The sequence below is a fragment of the Baekduia sp. genome (assembly GCF_035996765.1).
Taxonomy (GTDB): Bacteria; Actinomycetota; Thermoleophilia; order Solirubrobacterales; family Solirubrobacteraceae; genus Baekduia.
In genome coordinates, this window is record NZ_DASYJG010000071.1 from 1 (window position 1) to 19701 (window position 19701).

Annotated in this window: 22 protein-coding genes; 10 read left to right on the plus strand and 12 right to left on the minus strand. The window is 70.1% G+C overall.

The window, feature by feature from the left end; all coding sequences use genetic code 11:
- On the minus strand, nt 1-1105 hold a 1105-nt coding region (locus VGO10_RS15905; RefSeq protein ID WP_327470093.1), incomplete at its 3' end, for a phosphoenolpyruvate carboxykinase (GTP).
- A gap of 251 nt (nt 1106-1356) precedes the next feature.
- Complete coding sequence (locus VGO10_RS15910; protein WP_327470096.1) at nt 1357-1869, minus strand: MaoC family dehydratase; 513 nt, start codon at nt 1867-1869, stop codon at nt 1357-1359.
- Nucleotides 1870-2088: 219 nt separating this feature from the next.
- On the opposite strand from VGO10_RS15910, the gene VGO10_RS15915 reads away from it, so the two are divergent.
- Entirely contained in the window at nt 2089-3006 is a 918-nt protein-coding gene (locus tag VGO10_RS15915; RefSeq protein ID WP_327470098.1) for a type IV toxin-antitoxin system AbiEi family antitoxin domain-containing protein, read from the plus strand.
- 104 nt (nt 3007-3110) lie between these two features.
- Nucleotides 3111-4175, plus strand: coding sequence for a CoA ester lyase (locus tag VGO10_RS15920; protein WP_327470100.1), 1065 nt, complete (start codon nt 3111-3113; stop codon nt 4173-4175).
- On the opposite strand, the gene VGO10_RS15925 is transcribed toward VGO10_RS15920, so the two are convergent.
- Nucleotides 4148-4741, minus strand: coding sequence for a hypothetical protein (locus tag VGO10_RS15925; protein ID WP_327470102.1), 594 nt, complete (start codon nt 4739-4741; stop codon nt 4148-4150). The genes VGO10_RS15920 and VGO10_RS15925 overlap by 28 nt on opposite strands.
- A 43-nt stretch (nt 4742-4784) precedes the next feature.
- A complete protein-coding gene (locus tag VGO10_RS15930; protein ID WP_327470104.1) occupies nt 4785-5468 on the minus strand; it encodes a histidine phosphatase family protein in 684 nt (227 codons plus the stop codon).
- Between the two features lie 113 nt (nt 5469-5581).
- Between VGO10_RS15930 and VGO10_RS15935 the strand changes: the two genes are divergently transcribed.
- The 5 genes from VGO10_RS15935 to VGO10_RS15955 all read left to right on the plus strand — a co-directional run bounded on the left by VGO10_RS15935 (nt 5582) and on the right by VGO10_RS15955 (nt 9528).
- Nucleotides 5582-6793, plus strand: a complete 1212-nt coding sequence (locus tag VGO10_RS15935; RefSeq protein ID WP_327470106.1) for an ATP-grasp domain-containing protein — start codon at nt 5582-5584, stop codon at nt 6791-6793.
- Nucleotides 6790-7716, plus strand: coding sequence for a succinate--CoA ligase subunit alpha (locus VGO10_RS15940; RefSeq protein ID WP_327470108.1), 927 nt, complete (start codon nt 6790-6792; stop codon nt 7714-7716). Before VGO10_RS15935 ends, VGO10_RS15940 begins: the two co-directional genes overlap by 4 nt.
- Nucleotides 7713-7955 (plus strand): hypothetical protein, encoded by a 243-nt coding sequence (locus tag VGO10_RS15945; protein ID WP_327470110.1) that lies wholly within the window; start codon nt 7713-7715, stop codon nt 7953-7955. Before VGO10_RS15940 ends, VGO10_RS15945 begins: the two co-directional genes overlap by 4 nt.
- A gap of 138 nt (nt 7956-8093) precedes the next feature.
- Complete coding sequence (locus VGO10_RS15950) at nt 8094-9182, plus strand: hypothetical protein (protein WP_327470112.1); 1089 nt, start codon at nt 8094-8096, stop codon at nt 9180-9182.
- Between the two features lies 1 nt (nt 9183).
- Nucleotides 9184-9528, plus strand: coding sequence for a hypothetical protein (locus VGO10_RS15955; RefSeq protein WP_327470114.1), 345 nt, complete (start codon nt 9184-9186; stop codon nt 9526-9528).
- Here VGO10_RS15955 and VGO10_RS15960 read toward each other — a convergent pair.
- On the minus strand, nt 9525-10292 hold the full coding sequence (locus tag VGO10_RS15960) for a glutathione S-transferase family protein (protein ID WP_327470116.1): 768 nt from the start codon (nt 10290-10292) through the stop codon (nt 9525-9527). The genes VGO10_RS15955 and VGO10_RS15960 overlap by 4 nt on opposite strands.
- 32 nt (nt 10293-10324) lie before the next feature.
- Between VGO10_RS15960 and VGO10_RS15965 the strand changes: the two genes are divergently transcribed.
- Nucleotides 10325-11116: an Fpg/Nei family DNA glycosylase gene (locus VGO10_RS15965; RefSeq protein ID WP_327470118.1), complete on the plus strand. Its 792-nt coding sequence runs from the start codon at nt 10325-10327 to the stop codon at nt 11114-11116.
- Here the strand turns inward: VGO10_RS15965 and VGO10_RS15970 are convergent.
- The 5 genes from VGO10_RS15970 to VGO10_RS15990 form a co-directional block, all read right to left on the minus strand.
- Nucleotides 11104-11904, minus strand: coding sequence for an SDR family oxidoreductase (locus VGO10_RS15970; RefSeq protein WP_327470120.1), 801 nt, complete (start codon nt 11902-11904; stop codon nt 11104-11106). The genes VGO10_RS15965 and VGO10_RS15970 overlap by 13 nt on opposite strands.
- Nucleotides 11905-11915: 11 nt before the next feature.
- Nucleotides 11916-12491 carry a peptidoglycan recognition family protein gene (locus VGO10_RS15975; protein WP_327470122.1) on the minus strand — a complete coding sequence of 192 codons (576 nt, stop codon included), beginning with the start codon at nt 12489-12491 and terminating at the stop codon, nt 11916-11918.
- Nucleotides 12491-14128 carry an urease subunit alpha gene (locus tag VGO10_RS15980; RefSeq protein ID WP_327470124.1) on the minus strand — a complete coding sequence of 546 codons (1638 nt, stop codon included), beginning with the start codon at nt 14126-14128 and terminating at the stop codon, nt 12491-12493. Before VGO10_RS15980 ends, VGO10_RS15975 begins: the two co-directional genes overlap by 1 nt.
- Entirely contained in the window at nt 14121-14786 is a 666-nt protein-coding gene (ureA, locus tag VGO10_RS15985; protein WP_327470127.1) for an urease subunit gamma, read from the minus strand. The genes VGO10_RS15980 and ureA overlap by 8 nt, the downstream gene beginning before the upstream one ends.
- A gap of 92 nt (nt 14787-14878) precedes the next feature.
- Nucleotides 14879-15703: a cobalamin B12-binding domain-containing protein gene (locus VGO10_RS15990; RefSeq protein ID WP_327470130.1), complete on the minus strand. Its 825-nt coding sequence runs from the start codon at nt 15701-15703 to the stop codon at nt 14879-14881.
- Between the two features lie 34 nt (nt 15704-15737).
- Between VGO10_RS15990 and VGO10_RS15995 the strand changes: the two genes are divergently transcribed.
- Complete coding sequence (locus VGO10_RS15995) at nt 15738-16757, plus strand: agmatine deiminase family protein (RefSeq protein ID WP_327470132.1); 1020 nt, start codon at nt 15738-15740, stop codon at nt 16755-16757.
- 38 nt (nt 16758-16795) lie between these two features.
- Here the strand turns inward: VGO10_RS15995 and VGO10_RS16000 are convergent, their stop codons facing one another.
- Both VGO10_RS16000 and VGO10_RS16005 read right to left on the minus strand, forming a co-directional pair.
- The gene (locus tag VGO10_RS16000; RefSeq protein ID WP_327470134.1) at nt 16796-17167 is read right to left on the minus strand and encodes a hypothetical protein; all 372 of its coding nucleotides are present in this window, start codon (nt 17165-17167) and stop codon (nt 16796-16798) included.
- Nucleotides 17168-17208: 41 nt separating this feature from the next.
- On the minus strand, nt 17209-18423 hold the full coding sequence (locus VGO10_RS16005; RefSeq protein WP_327470136.1) for an acyl-CoA dehydrogenase family protein: 1215 nt from the start codon (nt 18421-18423) through the stop codon (nt 17209-17211).
- Nucleotides 18424-18550: 127 nt separating this feature from the next.
- Here VGO10_RS16005 and VGO10_RS16010 point away from each other — a divergent pair.
- On the plus strand, nt 18551-19701 hold a 1151-nt coding region (locus VGO10_RS16010), incomplete at its 3' end, for a PAS domain-containing protein (RefSeq protein ID WP_327470138.1).

The window sequence follows — 19701 nt, forward strand, 5'->3', positions numbered from 1 at the left end:
GCTTCCCCCGCCAGTCGAGGCACTCCTCGGGCGGCTCGTCCGTCATGCCCTCCCACCAGACGCCCCCCTCGGGCGTCAGCGCGACGTTCGTGAAGATGGTGTCGCGCGACAGCGCGGCCATCGCATTCGGATTCGTCGCCACGGAAGTTCCGGGCGCCACGCCAAAAAATCCAGCTTCCGGATTAATGGCGCGCAAACGGCCTTCGGCATCGGGCTTGATCCAGGCAATGTCGTCGCCAACGGTCCAAACTTTCCATCCTTCAAAGCCTGCCGGCGGAACGATCATCGCGAAATTCGTTTTGCCGCACGAACTGGGGAACGCGGCTGCTACGTACGTCTTCTCACCTTGCGGACTCTCGACCCCGAGGATGAGCATGTGCTCGGCCATCCAGCCCTCGTCGCGCGCGATGTTCGAGGCGATCCGCAGCGCGAAGCACTTCTTGCCCAGCAGCGCGTTGCCGCCGTAGCCCGAGCCGTAGGACCAGATCTCGCGGGTCTCGGGGTAGTGGACGATGTACTTGACCTCGGCGTTGGTCGGCCACGGCACGTCGGTGTCGTCGGGGCCGAGCGGGGCGCCGATCGAGTGGATGCACGGGACGAACTCGCCGTCGGCGCCGAGGACGTCGAGGGCGCCGGCGCCCATGCGGGTCATGATGCGCATCGAGACGACGACGTAGGGCGAGTCGGTGATCTCCACGCCGACGTGCGACTTGTCGGAGCCCAGCGGGCCCATCGAGAACGGCACCACGTACATGGTGCGGCCGCGCATGCAGCCGGTGAACAGCTCGTTCATCGTCTGGCGCATCTCGGCGGGGGCGCGCCAGTTGTTGGTCGGACCGGCGTCCTGCTCGTCGGCCGAGCAGATGAACGTCCGGTCCTCGACCCGCGCGACGTCGCTGGGATCAGACCAGGCCAGATAAGAGTTGGGGCGCTTGGCGTCGCTGAGGCGCTTGAAGGTGCCCGCGTCGACCAGCTGTTGGCAGAGGCGGTCGTACTCCTCCGCCGAGCCGTCACACCAATAGATCTCGTCCGGCTGGGTGAGGGTGGCGATCTCCTCCACCCACGCCGTCAGCCTGGCGTTCTTCGTCGAAACGGTGATGCTCACGTCACTTCCTCGGTATCGAATTCAAGGAGACGGGCGTAAAGGGGACAGCGGCCCACCTCGGTGCGCATCCAGGGAAAGGTACCCCTTCGAGACGGCGAAGGGCAGCTTCCGGGCTGAACCTTCGACCGGGCCTGTGCCGTTTGGTCCAGGCCGTTGGAACGGGGTGGCGGCGATGACCACCACCCCTGCGGTTCCTCCTCGCCCGGCGTGTCAGGCGAGATGACGATGATTCGCCGCCAGCCCCTCCGGGCCTACTCGCCCGGGGTCTTGCGCGGAACGAGCACCAGGCGCTTGAACTCGGCCACGAGCGTGCCGTCCTGGTTGAAGACGCGCGTGTGGACCTTCACGGTGCCGCGGTCGAGCTTGGTCTTGGACTCGCGCTTCTCCAGGACCTCGGACTCCACGAACAGCGTGTCGCCATGGAAGACCGGCGCCGGGTGGCTGAGCTCCTCGGTGGCGAGGTTGGCGATCGCCTTGCCGGAGACGTCCGAGACGCTCATGCCCAGCGCGAGGCTGTAGACCAGCGGACCGACGACGACGTTGCGGCCCTGCTGGCTGGCGGCCGCGTAGACGTCGTTGAGGTGCAGCGGGTGGTGGTTCATGGTGATCAGGCAGAACAGGTGGTCGTCTGACTCGGTCACGGTCTTGGCGGGCCAGTGCTTGTACACCGCGCCAACCTCGAACTCCTCGAGGTAACGGCCGTACGGGTGCGCGCCGGTGGCCTCGCGCGCGCGCTGATCGGTGGTGAAGTCGGTGTCGGTCATCTGAGGGGTTCTCCTTCGGCGGGGTCCTACGTGCGGCGCCGAAGCATGCCAGTGCGCGCGCTTCGTTGACTCGCGAGTCAATCTGGGGGCGAGTTCTTGGCGCGCGGGGCTAGTGATGGCATGAGCACCAATCGAGCTTCCAACACCTCCCCAACCCCAACCAGCGACGTCGAGGGACGACTGATGGTCGCTATTCGACCATCAGTCGTCCCTCGACGTGTGGCGGAGGTCGCATCAGGTCAGCGAGGGCGGATCTCCCGCAACCAGTTGCGCCAGATCGGCCTCTCCGACCAGCAGATCGCGCGATGGGTCAAGGCGGGACGGCTCCTCCGACTGCACGAGAGCATCTACGCAGTCGGACATCGCGCAGAGCCGCCGCGGGCACAGATGCTCGCCGCGGTGCTCGCCGGCGGCGAGGGCGCGGTGCTCTCACATCGCTCCGCCGCCAAGCATGTCGGACTGCTGTCCTGGAGTCCGCGGGACGTGGAGGTGATGGTCCCGCGCACCGGCGAGCGCGACCGCGCGGGCGTCCGCTTTCATCGGCCAAAGATCTATGGACCGCAGGACCGATGGGTGTTCGATGGCATTCCATGCACGACCGTCGCGCGCACGTTGGTCGATCTCGGTGCGGTGCTGAGGTTGCAGCAACTGGAGCGGGCGGTCGAGCAGGCCGAGTTGTTGAGGCTGCTGGACGTCAAGGCGATCACCGACGTGCTCGCGCGGATCTCACGACCGCGCGGCGTGCGCAACCTGCGTCGCTGTCTCGGCGCCGAGCGGCTCGACGCATCCCTGACGCAGAGCAACCTTGAACGCCGCTTCCTGCGCCTGTGCGTTGACGCCGGCCTCCCGCGTCCAACGCTTCAGCATCCCATCGAGTACGCACCCGGCGCCTGGCACAAGGTCGACTTCGCGTGGCCAGATCGTCGTCTTGCGGTCGAGATCGACGGCGGCGCAGTCCACACCACCCGCACCGCTGCTCGCCGCGACCGCCACCTCGACCGCCAGATCCGCGCAACCGGCTGGGGCCTCGAGCGCTTCATGGAAGACGACGTCGTCGACACGCCCGCGATCGTCCTCGCCGCCCTTCGCGCTCTCCTCGAGCCAGCGACTCCGCCACTGCCATCGAGGGACGACTGATAGTCGGATAGCGACCATCAGTCGTCCCTCGACGCTCCGTGGGTGCCCGAGGTGACAACGGCGCGCGAGGCTGCCGAGCGCGCGTCTCCAATACCGTTCAAGCCATGCGCAGCCCTCGAGACTTCTTCAAGCCGCTGGCGGTCGGTGCTCCCGACCCCATCACCGAGATTCCGTTCCCGCCGTCGCGGATGATCCACTTCTTCGACGCGTCCAACGAGAAGATGGTGGCCAAGCTGCCTGACACGATCGCGAAGGCCGACATCGTGCTGGGCAACCTCGAGGATGCGGTGCCGGTGGACCGCAAGGAGGCCGCGCGCGAGGGTCTGGTCAAGGTCGGCAAGACCATCGACAAGGGCGACACGCAGCTCTGGACGCGCGTGAACTCACTCGAGAGCCCGTGGGTCCTGGACGACCTGACGACGCTCGTCACCGAGATCGGCGACGTGCTCGACGTGATCATGGTTCCCAAGGTCGAGGGCCCGTGGGACATCCACTACGTCGACCGCCTCCTCGCCCAGCTGGAGGCCAAGGGCAACATCCAGCGCCCGATCCTCATCCACGCGCTACTGGAAACCGCCCAGGGCGTCGCGCATCTCGAGGAGATCGCCGCGGCCAGCCCGCGCATGCAGGGCATGAGCTTCGGCCCCGCCGACCTCGCGGCGTCGCGCCGGATGAAGACCACCCGCGTCGGCGGCGGCCACCCCGGCTACGTCTCGATGAGCGACCCAGACCCGGACAACCCCGACGCCCCGCGCATCACCGCCCAGCAGGACCCGTGGCACTACTCGATCGCCCGCATGGTCGACGCCTGCACGATGAACGGTCTGCTGCCGTTCTACGGTCCGTTCGGAGACATCAAGGACACCGTCGCCTGCGAGGCGCAGTTCCGCGCCGCGTTCCTGCTCGGCTGCGTCGGCGCCTGGTCGCTGCACCCCGTGCAGATCGACATCGCCAAGAAGGTCTTCTCCCCCGACCCCGCCGAGGTCGCCTTCGCCAAGAAGGTCATCGCGGCGATCCCGGACGGCCGCGGCGTGCACATGATCGACGGCAAGATGCAAGACGACGCGACCTGGAAGCAGTGCAAGGTCATGGTCGACCTCGCCGAGCAGCTGGCCGCCAAGGACCCGGAGCTGGCCGAGGCCTACGGCTTCGCGCCCGCCGCGGCCTGAGCCGCCGCGGCGCCGGCCTTCTCGGCCCGCCGCCGCACCGCCCGCAGCAGCTCGTGGCGGATGAGGCCGCTACCCGCGCGAATAACCATCCAGTAGGGCCGGAAGGTGCGCGCGGCAGCGGCGTCGGTGGGCTGCACGCGCGTCTCGGTCGTCAGCCGCGTGCGACCGCCGCCATGGCCGCCGAGCGGCTCCAGCGCAAACGACGTCGCCATCAACACGAAGCCGGGCCGGACGAACTCCGAGACCTCCGCGTCGCCGTCGGGCAGCGGGACGCGCTTACCGCCGCGCAGCTTCCACGGCTGCCCGGCGGCCGCGAGCGCCAGCGCCCGCGGCGCCTCATCCAGCACCACCCCGAACCCGCCGGCGACGAACCGGTCCAGCAGCGGCCGCCCGGCGCCGCGCGAGCTCAGGCCGCGGATCGTCGTCAGCACGCGTGTCACCGGCAGCTCCTTCCCGCTGACCTCCCACAGCGCCGCCCACACCAGCTCCGGGGCGGCATCCACGGTGACCGTGTGCACCTCGCGATGCGCGAACTCCGGCAGCACACGATCCAGGGGTGAGTCCATCCGCCGAGTATCACGGCTGCGCCAAGCACCCGAGCAGCGGCGGTCAGCGGTAGGTGCGCAGCGACGGCTCGAGGCCGTCGAGATGGCCGTGCTCGTTGAAGGAGACCAGCGTCACGCCCTGGCGCCCGCTGACCAGCCGCGCCACGCCCGTGTTGATCGCCACGCGGTTGAAGACCACCAGGCCCGTCGGCGCCATCCCCATCAACGCGGCGCAGACGGCGCCGATCACGCCGCCGGAGCTGCACACCAGCGCCGTCTCGCCGCTGCCCAGCCGGGCGACCAGGCGCTCCGGGGCACCGCGCACCCGCGCGTCGAACGCCGGCCACGCCTCACGCGCGCCGCCGGCGTCCCCAGCCTCAATCCACGCGATCAACGCGCCATCGAGCAGCGCCTGGAAGTCGCGCGAGCTCACGCTCGGCCCCGCCGTGCCGGGCTCGGCGTCAAGCCGCACCGCGGTCTGCGCGTGATGGGTGAGGACGTCGTCGGCGTCGTACTCGTTCCAGCCCGGATCGATCTCCACCGGCGTGCCGCCGGCGCGCGCCAGGACCTCGGCGGTGCCGCGCTGGCGCTGCAGCCCGCCGCTGACGACGACGTCGAAGCGCAGCCCGCGGCGCGCGTGCTCGGCCGCCAGCACCTCGGCCTGGCGCCAACCGGTCTCCGAGAGCACGTCGTAGTCGTCGGCCCCATAGGAGGCCTGGCCGTGACGGACCAGCAGGATCGAGGGCATCGCCCCGGGAGCCTGCCACAGCGACGTGCGAGCACACCACGACTCCCGCGAGCGCCCGCGCCCTATAGGCTCCGGCGCCGCTCCCACCTCCCCCTGACCGGAGGCGTCCAGCCTTGAGATTCTTCGAATATGAGGCCCGCGAGATCGTCAAGCGGGCCGGCATCCCAGTCACCGATTACGGCTTCACGACCGACGCCCAAGAGGCGAAGGAGATCGCCGCGCGGATCGGCGGCTCCACCGTCATCAAGTCCCAGGTCCTCTCCGGCGGCCGCATGAAGGCCGGCGGCGTCAAGTTCGCCGACTCGCCCGAAGAGGCCGAGGCGCACGCCAAGGACATCCTCCAGCTCGAGATCAACGGCCACGTGCCGCGCGGCATCCTCGTCGATCCGAAGGCCGAGTTCGAGCAGGAGTACTACGCCGGCGTCGTCTGGGACGGCACCCGCAAGCAGCCGGTGATGATCTTCTCGCCGGTCGGCGGCATCGACATCGAGCAGGTCGCCGAGGAGCAGCCCGACAAGGTCGGGCGCCGGCACTTCTCCAACATCCTGCCCTTCGGCGACTTCGAGGCCAAGGAGGTCATCGCCTCCACGGGCGTGACCGGCGGCGCGCTGAACAAGCTCGTCCCGATCCTCACCAAGCTCGCCAAGCTGTTCGTCGACAACGACATGACGCTCGCGGAGATCAACCCGCTGGCGCGCATGGCCGACGGCTCGTTCATCGCGCTCGACGCGCACATGGACATGGAGAACGAGGCCCGCGGGCGCCACCAGGCGCTGCTCAAGGACCTCGGCGTCGGCGACGACGAGACGCGCGAGGCGCGCGAGCCCACCCCGTTCGAGCTGGCCGGCGAGGCCGTCGACAGCCAGGACCACCGCGGAGTGGCCGGCAACGTCACCGAGTTCGGCGGCAACCTCGGCCTGGTCATCGGCGCCGGCGGCGGCTCGCTGACGCTCTTTGACGCGGTCCGCAAGTACGGCGGCAAGCCTGCCAACTACTGCGAGATCGGCGGCAACCCGTCGGTCGCCAAGGCCAAGGGGTTGGCCAAGTTGGTGTTGTCGAAGCCGGGCGTCGACAAGATCGCCGTGATGATGTCGATCGTGTCCAACACACGGGTCGACATCGTCGCCCGCGGCGTCATCGCCGCCTGTCTGGAGCTGGGCATGGACCCGGCGGAGAAGATCGCCATCTTCCGGATCCCGGGCGCCTGGGAGGAAGAAGGCTTCAAGATCCTCGAGAAGTACGGCGTGGAGTACGCGGACCGCAGCGTCTCGCTGCACGAGGCCGCATCGCGCGCGGTCGAGAAGATCCAAGGAGCGGCAGCATGAGCATCCTCGTTGATGAGACCACGACGTTCATCGTCCAGGGCATCACCGGGCGCGAGGCGGTCAACCTCACGCGTGAGTGCCTGGACTACGGCAAGGGCGCGAAGGTCGTCGGCGGTGTCACGCCAGGCCGCCTGGGCCGCGAGGTCCACGGCGTGCCGGTCTTCGACACCGTCGCCCAGGCCGTTGCCCACCACGGGCAGCCGATCGACGGCAGCGTCGTCACGGTCCCCCCCGCGTTCACCAAGGACGCGGTCTTCGAGGCCATCGAGAACGGCATCAAGATCATCGTGATCGTCACCGAGCGCATCCCGCGCCGCGACGTCGCCCAGATGGTCGAGCTTGCCAACCTCCGCGGCGCCCGCATCATCGGCCCCAACTGCCTCGGGATCATCGTCCCCGACGTCATCAAGATGGGCGGCATCGGCGGCCCGGCCAAGGACGCGGCCAAGTCCTACAAGAAGGGCTCGATCGGCGTCATCTCCCGCTCCGGCGGCATGACGACCGAGATGTCGTCAACGCTCAGCGCCGCCGGCCTCGGGATCTCGACCGCCGTCTCGATCGGCGGCGACGCGATCATCGGCCAGACCTACGCCGAGCTGATGCCGCTCTTCGAGGCCGACGAGGAGACCGAGGGCATCGTCATCTACACCGAGCCCGGCGGCCGCATGGAGGCCGAGCTGGCGCGGTGGGTGACCGAGAACAACTCGCGCCTTCCCATCGTCGCGTTCATGGCCGGCCGGTTCATGGACGAGATGCCCGGCATGAGCTTCGGCCACGCCGGCACGATCGTGGAGGGCAAGGAGGACACCGCCACCGAGAAGATCGCGCGCCTCGCCGAGGCCGGGATCACGGTGGCCGAGGAGATCTCCGAGATCCCCGAGATCATGAAGGCCAAGCTCGCCGAGAGGAGCGTCAGCGCATGAGGACCGACGGAACGTTCATCGGCATCGAGGTCTCCGACGCGATCGTCGACGACGCGGCCGTCGCGGCCAAGCTCCGCGAGGTCTGTCCCGTCGACATCTACTCAGACGCCAACGGCAAGGTCGAGATCGTCGCCGGCAACGTCGACGAGTGCGTCCTCTGCCGCCTCTGCATCGACGCGACCTCGTCCGAGCAGGTCAAGGTGCTGAAGTTGTACGACAACGAGGCGTCGCTGGCCTAGCGGCCAACTTCACCACACCCACTCGCATGACCGACGGGGCGCCCTTCAAACGGCGCCCCGTGCGCGTTTCCCACTTAGGGAGAGCCAAGCGCGCACAAATTCTTATCGCTGACGTCCAGGATTTGGGATAGTCGCGCCATGAGCGCCATCGTCACCCAGCTCGCACGCGTCATGAAGGTCGCCTCCTCCGTGCTGCTCGCGATCGCCGCGGGCCTCCTCATCGTGGTCTTCGCCGGGGTCATGTGGGTCGTGATCCCAAGCCTCACCCAAGACACGAAGATCACCACCAAGGACGGTGCGACGACGATCCAGCAGCCGATCGGCTCCACGCTCAAGTTCGGCACGCTAGAGGACGCTGCGTCGTCGTCGACGCCCGCTTCCACGACCACCCCCGGATCGACCGCGGCCCCCGGGTCGACCACCGTCCCCGGAACGACCGCCGCCCCCGGCAGCACCACATCATCTGCCCCCGCCGACCGCTCCGCGGCGCGCATCCTCGCCAGCGTCACCGTCCCGGCCCACCGCGGCCGGCCGACGTGGCACGTGCGTCACGGCGACGTGTCGCGCAGCGCCACGTCGAGACGGACGTTGATCAGGATCTCCAGCTCGGCCAAGGGGGCGCCGGGCGACGCGCCAACGACACCGATCGGTGATCCGCCAGCGAGTGACCCTCCCGCAAACCAGGGTGCGACGATCACCCAGCCCCTGGAGTCGACGACGAACACCGATGCGCTGATCGCCACCGTGGCCGCTTTCCTCCTCCTCGGCGCCGGTCTGCTCGTCGCGCTGCTGCGCTCGATGCAATCCTCCGATCCCGAGCCTCCTACGCCTCCGACGGTGATGGATGACGTCAATGCGGCGATCGACGCGGCGGCGACCGCCCGCGACGCGGCTGCCCGGGTGAAGACCGGCGAGGCGGCGACCCGCCCCTACATGCTGCAGGTCGTCATCAACGCGAAAGAGGCGGCGAGACGCGCGTACGCTGTCGCCGACTGGATGACGAAGGCCAAGTGCTCGGCGGCCGACGTCGCTGATGTGCGCGCGAAGGCCGATGCGGCCGCGAACGTGGCGATGCCCCAAGGGGCGCTCGTCGACACCGAGGCCGAGACGGCCGCAGAGACCGCCGTCATTGCGGCACAGCGCGCCGCAGAGGCCGTCATCGCCGGCCCGCCGGCCATGTCTGCGCCCCCGCCCGCGCCCACCACCACCACCGCGGACGACTCCTGACATGGCACTCCTGACATCGCTGCGCAAGGCATGGGACGCCGTCTTCAACGGCTCCACGGGCTTCAAGACGCCAGACGTGCCGCGCGCGCAGCAGCTCGCGCTCGGTCAGGCGATCATCGTGGTGCTGATCGTGCTCGGCTTCGACCTCAGCGACGGCACGCAGCAGACGCTGCTGGGCCTGTCGGCGGCGATCGGGGCCGCGCTGCCGGTCTCCGACGCCGTCGTGCGCCATGGCCGCGCCAACAACGTCCAAGAGCTCGCCGCGGTTCAAGCCGAGACCGACGCGCTCGGCGTCACCAGCGAGGACCGCGACCAGATCATCGCCGGCCTCCGGCGCCTGCGCTAGCTGCGCTCGGTCGCGAACATCCGCAGGGCGTGCTGGCCCGCGGGTGTTTCGCGAAGCTCCTCGACGGTCGGGCGCATGCCGGGTGGCAGCTCGTCGACGGACGGGAGGCGCACGCCGTACTCCGGCGGGGCGATCAGCGGCGCTGACAGCGCCGCGAAGGTGAGGTCGGCGATGGAGAACGCGTCGCCGACGAGGAAGCGGCGGCCGTCGGCGAGACGGTCGTCGACGTCGGCGTAGATCTCGCGGAAGGTGCGCTCGGCTGCGACGGCGTTCTCGTCGTTGACGCCGAGGACCTTGGCCACGGCGAACGCGACCGCCTTGTTGCCATAACGGAACGTGTGGCGCTGCCAGGTCGGCACGCCATCGGTCATCGACACCTGCACCAGCTCGGGGTAGTCGAACATCTGGTGGTAGACCCACAGCCGCGTCGCGGGGCCCAGGCGCTCGTCGAAGTCGTCGGCCAGCGCGCGAGCCTCGGCGGCGAGCGTCGGGTCGGCCAGGATCGAGCCACGGCCTTCGGGCGCGCGCCCGTCGGCGTAGACGACGATGTCGGAGGACTCGTCGATCACGGTGCCGTCGTTGCAGACGAGCACCGGCGCGGTCTGACGGCCGCCGGCGCGCTTGACCGCAAAGCGATGGATCGCCGGCAGGTGGCGGCGCTCGTCGTAGGCGATGCCCGCGCGATCCAGCGCCCAGCGTGCCTTCTCGCAGTAGTGGCTGATCGAGATCGTGACGAGGATCGGCTTGCGCTCGGCGTCGCTCATGGCCTGCCGATCATCTCGTACCCTGCACCGCCATGCCGGAACTGCCCGAGGTCGAGTCCGCTCGCGCCCTGATCGCCGAGCGGGGCCTCGATCGAGAGATCGTCGCCGTCGATGATGCTGACGCTTATGTGTGTCGTCCCCACGCACCCGGCGAGATCGCCGACGCGCTGGTCGGCCACCGCCTCGTCTCCGCCCACCGCCAGGGCAAGTCCATGTGGATCGAGACTGACGGCGGGCCCGTGCTCGGCCTCCACCTGGGCATGGCCGGACGGATCGTCATCGACGACGACGCGGCCGGCGACTACTGGTCTGACGGCGGCCGCAAGCACCTGCCGGTCTGGGATCGCTTCACGCTGCGCTTCGCCGACGGCGGCTGGCTGGCGCTACGCGACAAGCGCCGGCTCGGCCGCGCCGTCCTGGATCCGCGGTTGGATCGCCTCGGTCCGGATGCCGCCGAGGTCACCCGCGACGACTTCCGGGCCCGTGTCGGCCGTGGCGACGGGCCGCTGAAGGCGCGCATCATGGATCAGGCGGTGATCGCCGGCGTCGGCAACCTGCTCGCCGACGAGGCGCTGTGGCGCGCCAAGCTCGATCCGCGCCGGCCGGCCGGCGGCCTCGACGACGCTGAGCTCGATCACCTGCGTCGCGAGATCCGCGCCGCCACGCGCCGCGCCATCGAGCGCGGCGGCGTCCACACGGGCGAGATCATCCCCCACCGCCGGCGCGACGGCGTCTGCCCGCGCTGCGGAGCCGACATGGCGCGCGGGACGATCGGCGGGCGCACCACCTACTGGTGCGCGCGCGAGCAGTCCTACGCGGGGTAGAAGCGCTTCAACATCGGCAGCAGGATCGCGTGCGGGGTGTATCGCGACGAGACGACGCTGGCCTTGATCGCCATCCCCGGCACGGCCATGCGGCGGTTGCTCGCGAGCGCGTTGATCGCCGTCTTGGCGCAGTCCGGCGAGGACACCCGGACGAACGACGGCAGGCTCGCGAACGCGTCGGTCAGCCCGGCGCGCTGCGCGAACTCGGTGTCGATCGGGCCAGGGCAGAGCGCGGTGACCGCGACGCCGAGGTGTGACAGCTCGGTGTGCAGCGCCTCGGCGAAGCTCAAGGCAAAGGCCTTGCTCGCGGCGTAGGTCGCCTGGCCCGGGATCGGCTGGATCCCGGCCGAGGAGGCGACGATCAGGATCGCGCCCGACTCGCGCTGCACCATGCCCGGCGCGTAGGCGTGCGACAGCGCGACGACGGTCTCGCAGTTCAACCGCACCATGTCGCTCTCGGAGCGGCCGTCGAGGTCGACGAACTGCCCCGCGCTGCCGTAGCCCGCGTTGTTGATGAGGATGTTGACGTCGAGGCCCAGCGCTGCAACCCGCTCCGGCAGCGCGGCAACCGCCTCGGGGTCGATCAGGTCGGCGGCCAGCACCTCGGCGCGCACGCCGTGGGCCTCGCGCAGCTCGGCGGCTAGCGCCTCCATGGGGTCGACGCGGCGGGCGACCAGGACGACGTTGTGGCCGCGGCCGGCCAGCTCGCGCGCCAGATCGACACCGATGCCGGAGGAGGCTCCGGTGACCAGCGCGGCGGTGGACGAAGACGGTTCGGGCAGGGCCATGGTGAGGGACCCTACTCGGCGGCGAGATCGCGGCGGTAGGTGACCATGAACCGGTGCGGCCAGTCACCGTGCGTCTGCGTCTTCAACCGCACCACGTTCTCGCGGTGATATCGACTGCTCAGCGACTCGGCGTGACCGATCACGTTGTTGTCGGTGATGCCGTACTTCGCCTGCAGCCAGCGCGTGAGCCTCAGCGAGGCACGCAGCATCCTGATCGAGCCGAGCACTCCGGCCTCGCGAAAGCCGACGTGCTCGATCCCGATCGCCGTCCAGTTCAACCCGACCGTGTGGCGGCAGATCCACTTCAGCGAGACGAGCTGGTGGATGGTCCCGTTCGTGTCGATCACGAAGTGCGCGCAGGTGCCGGGCAGCTCGTGGAGCTCGCTGTCGGGCACGTCCGGCGCAAACGTGTTGAAGGTCTCCGAGAAGGACGCGTTCTCGGTCATGTGCTCGACGATGACCTTCGGCGCGATCAACCGCGCGCGGTGCAGTCCGTAGTGGCGGACGGCGTACGCGCGGGTCTCGGCGATGCGCCAGGAGCCGAACGGGATCGGGTCGTGGACGATTGGTGGTGCGGCGATCGCCATCAGCCGAGCAGGTAGTTCCAGGACAGCGAGACCTCCTCGACGGGCGCGATCCCCACAACCTCGCCATCGACGGTCACCGACGAGCCGTCGGGCGCCACGTCGACCTCGGCGCGCACGTCGTTGCGCACCATGTCGGCGGCGGTGACGTCGCGGCAGCCACGCACGATCGAGCGCGTCCGGGTCGTCGGGAGCTCGGTGTCCTGCGCGGCGGCGCTGGTGAAGGCGATCGACAGCCGGGCGGCCGCCGCCCCGTGGGCGCCGATCTGGCGCTGGACGACGACGGGCTCGCAGAGCATGGTGGTGGCATTGGCATCCCCGCTGGCGCCCCAGGCCGCCACCCCCATCTTCACCACCAACTCGGGTCGGACGCCGAAGTGCTGGGGCAGCCACAGGACGCAGTCGGCGACGCGCCCCGGCGTCAGCGCGCCCACGTCGTGCGACAGCCCGTGGACGATCGCGGGGTTGATGGTGACCTTGGCCAGGTGGCGCAGAACGCGCTCGTTGTCGGCGAGGCCGGCGGCGTATCCGGCGTTGCCCCGCGCGCGCTTCATCACATCCGCGTTCTGGAAGGCGCGCCGCACGACCTCACCGGCTCGGCCCATGCCCTGCGAGTCGCTCGACAGCATGTGGATGATCCCCAGGTCGTGCAGGACGCCCTCGGCGGCCATCGTGGCGGGCCGGACCCGTGCTTGCGCGGCGGTCAGATCGCCGTGGATCCGCCCCGGCTCCAGCACGTGGACCGCGGCGACCATCGCGGCGTGCTCAGCGGCGGTGTCGACGCCGAACGGGACGGTCGGCGTCGTCGAGGAGGTCAGGATCCGCTCGCGGCCGGCGAGGCGCAGGAGGTCGGGCGCGTGGCCGCCGCCCGCGCCCTCGATGTGGAAGGCGTGGACCGAGCGGCCGGCAAACGCCGCCAGCGTCCCCTCGACCGAGAGGACCTCGTTGAGCCCGTCGGTGTGGATCGCCAGCTGCACGTCGTGGCGATCGCAGACGTCGAGCGCCGTGCGAATCTGGGCCGGGCCGGCGCTGACGTCCTCGTGGATCTTCAGCGCGGCGCCGCCGGCGCGCAGGCCGTCCTCGACGCGCTCGGCACGCGAGGAGGAGCCGCGGACGAAGAGCGCCACGTTGATCGGCGCGTCCTCCAGCGCGGCCCACGTCGTCGCCAGGCCGGACTCCGGGTTGGTGCCGAGGTTCCAGACCGGGCCGTAGTCCTGGGAGACCATCGTGGTGATCCCGCCGGCCAGCAGCGCGTCGGTGACCTGCGGTGAGAGCCAGTGCACGTGCGTGTCGACGCCGCCGGGGGTCACGATCATCCCGGTCGCGTCGAGCACGGCGGTGCCGACGTCGAGCACGACATCGACGCCATCCATCGTGTCCGGGTTGCCGGCGCGACCGACGCTGACGACGCGGCCGCCGGCCACGCCGATCGACGCGTAGCGGACGCCGAGGATCGGATCGAGGATCAGGCCACCGACGATCGCGGTGTCGACGCCGCCGCGCTGCGCCCGCGCGCCGAGCCCGTCGCGCATCGTGTTGCCAAAGCCGGGGACGAGCTGGTCGGGGCCGTGGACGTCATCGCGCTCGGCGAGAACGTGGAGGTCGGTGTCGCCAAGTCGGACAGGGTCGGACCTATGCACCGCGGTAGCCCTTCTCCCGCGCCAGCGCCAGCGCGGCCTCACGCGCGCCCGGCTCGTCGAGCGGACCGTCGACCAGCTCGCCGTGCCCGCGCACGATGCGTGCGCCGCCGATTGGGATCAGCGCGACCTCGATCGGCTCACCGGGGGCGAAGAACACCTTGGTGCGCGCCGGCACGGCGAGGCGCATCCCCCACGCGGCCGCGCGGTCGAAGTTCAACATGGGGTTGGTCTCGAAGACGTGGATGTGGCTGGTCACGCCAACGAGCACCGCGCCCTCGTTGACGATGGTGATCCGGGCCACCGCGCCGTCGAGCCACGCGATGTCGGGTTCGCGCTCCGGCGCCGCGGGCGGCGCCCCGTCGAGCGGATCCTCGACCACCACGAGATGGCGTCCGTCCCGGAAGACCGCCTCGACCTCGATGCGCCGCACGAGCGCACGCACGCCGTCGAGCACGTCGTCCTCGCCGAGGATCGCGTACGCGCCGACGACGACCGCGTCGTAGCGCAGCCCATCGCGCGCCAGCTCGCAGATCCCGTCGGCGATGATCGCCGTCGCCTCCGCCTGATTGAGCTTGAGCCCGCGCGCCCGGCGCGCCCGCGCCAGCTCGGCGGCGAGGAAGAGCAGCAGGCGATCCTGCTCCTGGGGCAACAGCCTCATCGCTGCTGAGCCTAGCCCCACACGGCGTCGAGGGACGACTGAATCTCGTTCTCCGAGATCCAATCGGCCCTCGACGCGCTGGGGCGGTGCCGTCAGGCGGTCGCCGGCGGAAAGCGCCCGCGCAGCTCGTCGACGAACAGCGCCAGGTCGCTGGTGACGATGTCGGCACCCCAGGCGCGCGCCAGCTCGATGACGGGTCCGCGGTAGAGCGCGCCGCCGACGGCGACGAGCGGCCGCGGGCGGACCCGGTGCAGCATGCCGACCGCCTCCTCGGCACCGGGAAGCCGGCCGACGGTCGAGGTCGACAGCGCGACGACGTCGGGGCACTCGGTCGCGACGAGGTCGGCCAGCGCGTCGGCCGGCGCCGCCGCCCCCAGCGCGATGACCTCCCAGCCGCCGCGCTCGAGCAGGTCGGCGAGCATGCGCGCGCCGAGCGCGTGGTGCTCGTCGGGTGAGGCGGTGACGACCGCGAGCCGTCCGCGTGTCGGCGCCAGCCGCCGGTCCGGCGCCAGCGTGGTTAGCAGCTGAGCGGTCACCTCGGTCGCGTAGTGCTCGTCGGCGACGCTGACCTGTTCCAGCGACCACAGCTCGCCGATCTCCTCGAGCGCAGGTGTCAGGACCAAGGTGTAGATGTCGACGATCCGCGCCCCGCGGTGCAAGAGCCCCTCGATCTGCGCGCGGGCCTGACGGTCGTCGCGTGCCAGCAGCGCGTGCTGGTACGCGGTCGCCGCATCGGCCAGCGCCTCCTGTGACAGCGGCTCGGGAATCAGGCGCACCGTTCGCTCTTCACCGTGCAGCGCGCGGTCAACCGCAGCGTTGACGAAATGCGAGAGCTCCTCCCCGTCGCGATGTAGGCGTTGCTCGAGCTCGTCCAACAGGCCAGTCTCAAAGCGGATCGGCCGCACCTTGGTGCCCATGGTCGCGATGCTAGCTGGCATCCTGCCTAACGCCATGACGACGCCTGCCGCCGCTGGACTGACGATGCCGCCTGAATGGGCACCGCACGAGCGGACGCTGATGGCCTGGCCGTGCCGGCGGGAGCTGTGGGGCGGCCAGCTGAGTGCCGCAAAGGGCGAGAGCGCCGGGGTCGCCAACGCGATCGCCGCGTTCGAGCCGGTGACGATGGTCGCCCGCGATGTGGCCGACGCCGCGGAGGCGCGCGCGGCGCTGGACGGCAACGTCGAGGTGGTGGAGCTCGCCGTCGACGACTCCTGGCTGCGCGACAGCGGGCCGATCTTCGTTGTCGACCACGTGATCGAGCCGAGCGTGCGCGTCGGGGTCCACTTCGGCTTCAACGCCTGGGGCGGCAAGTTCGAGGGCTATGAGAGCGATCAGGCGATCGGCGGGATGCTGGCGCGGCGCGCCGGCGCTGAGGTCGTCCGGGCGCCATTGGTGCTCGAGGGCGGCTCGATCGCCGTCGACGGCACGGGCACCCTGCTCACCACCGAGCAGTGCCTGCTGCACCCCAACCGCAATCCCGCGTTGGGCCGCGACGAGATCGAGCAGCACCTCAAGGACTACCTCGGGGTGTCACGCGTCGTCTGGCTCGGGCAGGGGTTGTTGGAGGACAAGGACACCGACGGCCACGTCGACCTGATCGCCGCCTTCACCAAGCCCGGCACGGTCTTGCTCCAGCGCGCCGCACCCGACAACCCCAACCACGACAACATGGCCCACAACCGCGAGGTCGCGCTTGCCGCCGGGTTAGAGGTCATCGACTTCGACCCCGTGGCCTACGCCGAGGTCGACGGCGAGCAGGTCGTCGCGTCCTACATGAACTTTTACGTCGGCGACCGCTTCGTGATCGTCCCGACCGCCGGCCAACCCGACCTCGACACCGAGGCGCTCGCGCGCATCCGCGACGCCTTCGAAGGATTCAAGGAGGTCATCGGCGTCCCCGGCGTCGTCCACGCCTTCGGCGGCGGCGGCCCGCACTGCATCACGCAGCAGGTCCCGGCCCTGGCACGCTGAAGCCGGCCTTCTATTCCGGATTTTCCGGGGCGCTATTCCTACTTATGCGCGCGGCGCAGCCGCGCGCGCTCCTGGTGCTTCTCGACCACGCGCTGGATCAGCTGCAGGTACTGCTGGACGCCCGTCGCCTTCATGCGGCCCTCGTGGACGGCCTGGGCCCAGTCATCGACCTTGGCGCCATGTTCGACCATCAAGTTGAAGAAGTCGCGGCGCATCTCGACGCGCACACGGGCATCGGCGGCGATGTCCTTGGTGACCTTGAGCTCAGGCAGCTCGAGCCGGAACTGCTGGGTGTCGCCGCGGCCGTGGAAGTCGATCCCCACGACGAGCTTCATCGGCTTGAGCGCCGTGACCTCGTCGAGGACGCTCCGGGCGGCCTGCTCGATCAACTGCGGTGCGTCGCTGCTCACACCCGAACCGTATCGGGCGCGAGCAACGACCTCCGCCTCGCCTAGATCTTGTGCCGCTGCAACAGCTTCTTGCCGATGACCATCCGCTGGATCTCCGACGTGCCCTCGCCGATCAGCAGCAGCGGCGCGTCGCGGTAGATCCGCTCGATCTCGTACTCCTTGGAGTAGCCGTAGCCGCCGTGGATGCGCAGGCACTGCTCGGCGCAGAAGTGCGCGGTCTCTGAGGCGAACAGCTTGGCCATGCCGGCCTCCATGTCCGACCGCAGGCCCGCATCCTTCATCATCGCGGCGCGGCGCGTCAGCAGGCGCGCGGCGTCGAGCTGCGTCGCCATGTCGGCGAGCTTGAACTGGATCGCCTGGTGCTGGGCGATCGGCTTGCCGAAGGTCTTGCGCTCCTGGGAGTACTTCAGCGCGAGCTCCAGCGCGCGCTGAGCGAGGCCGACGCCACGGGCGGCGACGTTGGCCCGGCCGACCTCCAGCGCGTCCATCATCTGCGCGAAGCCGGCGTTGAGCCCCTCGTCCTCGCCACCGAGAATGTTCTCGGCCGGGCACTTGTACCCGTCGTAGACCAACTCGGTGGACTCGACGCCCTTGTACCCCATCTTCTTGATCTTGGGCGGGACCACCAGGCCGGCGTACTCACCGGTATTCTCGCTGACGCCCGCCTCCTTCTCGGTGATGAAGCAGGTGAAGCCCTTGTGGGTGGGCTGCGCGTCAGGGTCGGTCTTGACCAGCAGGAAGACCAAGGACGACATCAAGCCGTTGGTCACCCACATCTTCTGGCCGTTGATCTCGTAGCTGCCGTCAGCGATCTTCTTGGCGTTGGTTTTGATCGCCTGGACGTCGGAGCCGAGCTCGGGCTCTGAGAGCGAGAAGGCGGCGCGGATCTCACCGGTCGCCATCCGCGGCAGGTACTTGGCGCGCTGCTCCTCGCTGCCGTACTTGAGCAGCAGGTAGGACCCGATGAAGTGCGTGTTGATCACGCCGCTGATCGAGATCCAGCCGCGCGACAGCTCCTCGACGACCATCACGTAGGTCGTGAGGTCGAGGCCGAGGCCGCCGTACTCCTCCGGAATGGTGATGCCGAACAATCCCAACTCTTTTAGCTGGTCGACAATCGCCTTCGGGTACTCGTCGGCGCCGTCGTAGTGCTCGGCGTTGGGGATGATCTGCTCGTCGACGAACTGGCGGACCATCTCGATGATGGCCTTCTGCTCGTCCGTCGTGTCGTTGTAGACGCTGGTCTCGACGGCCATTGCTGCTCCAGGTTTCCTCGTTAAGTGGTCCGTCCAGAATACCTGTGACGGCCCGAACGTTCGTCCGCGAGCGCGCCCGAAGATCCGATGGACCGGGTTCCGGGGTCGATGAGGTCGCGAGTCACGGATGACCGACGGATCCAACCTGAACCCGAACGCGGGTGCCGTGCAGCGCCTCGGCCCCCTGGCCGACGCCCTGCTGGAGGCCACGCTTCCCGCCTGCGTCCGCGACGCCGCGGGCCGCTACGTCGCCGTCAACCCGTCCTTTGCCGACCTCGTCGGCCTCGAGGCCTCGCGCCTGGCCGGCAAGACCGACAACGCGCTGCAGCCCGCCGATGTGGCGCATCGCGTCGCCGAGCTTGACGCGTTGGTGCTCGAAGCCCACGGGCATCTCGACGCGCGCGAGACGATCCTGGCCCGCGACGGCCGCCGCGCGATGCGCGCCTGCCGCTTCCCGGTCTATGACGAGGGCGAGCCGTGGGCGATCTGCGTCGTCATGGCGCCCGGCGACGATCTGCAGGTCGGCCGCGAGCAGCGCGAGAGGCTCCAGGCGTCGATCGGCCAGATGGCCACCTCCGGCCTCTCGGCCCCGGCCGAGGAGGTCGTCGCCGAGCGCGAAGCGCGTGCGGCGGCCGACGCCGAGGCGTTCGCCGCGCGCGAGGCGCTGGCCGTCGAGCGCGAGGCGCGCCTGGAGGCCGAGATCGCGTCGCGGTCGGCCGCCGAGCAGCTCGAGCGCGCCGACGCGGAGCTGGAGCGTCTGCGCGAGGAGGCCGCCCGCGCGGCCGGCGAGCGCGACGAGGCGGCCACGCGCGTCGACGAGCTCGCGGCCCAGCTCGCCTCGGTCCACGAGCACAGCACTGCGCTCGACGGCGAGCTGGCCGCCGCGCGCGACCGCGCGGCCGCGGCCGAGCAGCGCCTCGCCGAGGCGACCGCGCGCTACGAGGATCTCGCCCACGAGCTGTCCTCCGCCCAGGAGCGGGCCGGCCTGCTCTCCGGCGAGCTGGACGCCGCACGCTCCGGCGACACCGACCTGCAGCGCCAGGTCGCCGAGCTCGGCGGGCGCTGCGAGGCGCTGCAGAACGAGCTGGCCGCGGCGGGCGCCCGGCGCGATCAGCTCGATGCCGAGCTGGCCGGTCTGCGCGACGGCCGGGGCGGTGTCGAGGCCCAGTTGGCCGAGGCGACCGCGCGGCGCGACGAGCTGGAGGCCGAGCTCGAGGCGGTGCGGACCGGCCGCAAGGAGCTCAAGGCACGCGCCAAGGACGCCGAGGCCGAGGTCGA

Bases quoted from the DNA above. Each gene is read 5' to 3' on its own strand.
- VGO10_RS15940 (WP_327470108.1), top strand. From the start codon at position 6,790: ATGAGCATCCTCGTTGATGAGACCACGACGTTCATCGTCCAGGGCATC.
- VGO10_RS15955 (WP_327470114.1), top strand. From the start codon at position 9,184: ATGGCACTCCTGACATCGCTGCGCAAGGCATGGGACGCCGTCTTCAAC.
- VGO10_RS15995 (WP_327470132.1), top strand. From the start codon at position 15,738: ATGACGACGCCTGCCGCCGCTGGACTGACGATGCCGCCTGAATGGGCA.
- VGO10_RS15910 (WP_327470096.1), bottom strand. From the start codon at position 1,869: ATGACCGACACCGACTTCACCACCGATCAGCGCGCGCGCGAGGCCACC.
- VGO10_RS15990 (WP_327470130.1), bottom strand. From the start codon at position 15,703: ATGGGCACCAAGGTGCGGCCGATCCGCTTTGAGACTGGCCTGTTGGAC.
- VGO10_RS15975 (WP_327470122.1), bottom strand. From the start codon at position 12,491: ATGGCGATCGCCGCACCACCAATCGTCCACGACCCGATCCCGTTCGGC.
- ureA (WP_327470127.1), bottom strand. From the start codon at position 14,786: ATGAGGCTGTTGCCCCAGGAGCAGGATCGCCTGCTGCTCTTCCTCGCC.
- VGO10_RS16005 (WP_327470136.1), bottom strand. From the start codon at position 18,423: ATGGCCGTCGAGACCAGCGTCTACAACGACACGACGGACGAGCAGAAG.
- VGO10_RS15930 (WP_327470104.1), bottom strand. From the start codon at position 5,468: ATGCCCTCGATCCTGCTGGTCCGTCACGGCCAGGCCTCCTATGGGGCC.
- VGO10_RS15925 (WP_327470102.1), bottom strand. From the start codon at position 4,741: ATGGACTCACCCCTGGATCGTGTGCTGCCGGAGTTCGCGCATCGCGAG.
- VGO10_RS15920 (WP_327470100.1), top strand. From the start codon at position 3,111: ATGCGCAGCCCTCGAGACTTCTTCAAGCCGCTGGCGGTCGGTGCTCCC.
- VGO10_RS15950 (WP_327470112.1), top strand. From the start codon at position 8,094: ATGAGCGCCATCGTCACCCAGCTCGCACGCGTCATGAAGGTCGCCTCC.
- VGO10_RS15960 (WP_327470116.1), bottom strand. From the start codon at position 10,292: ATGAGCGACGCCGAGCGCAAGCCGATCCTCGTCACGATCTCGATCAGC.
- VGO10_RS15970 (WP_327470120.1), bottom strand. From the start codon at position 11,904: ATGGCCCTGCCCGAACCGTCTTCGTCCACCGCCGCGCTGGTCACCGGA.
- VGO10_RS15945 (WP_327470110.1), top strand. From the start codon at position 7,713: ATGAGGACCGACGGAACGTTCATCGGCATCGAGGTCTCCGACGCGATC.
- VGO10_RS15965 (WP_327470118.1), top strand. From the start codon at position 10,325: ATGCCGGAACTGCCCGAGGTCGAGTCCGCTCGCGCCCTGATCGCCGAG.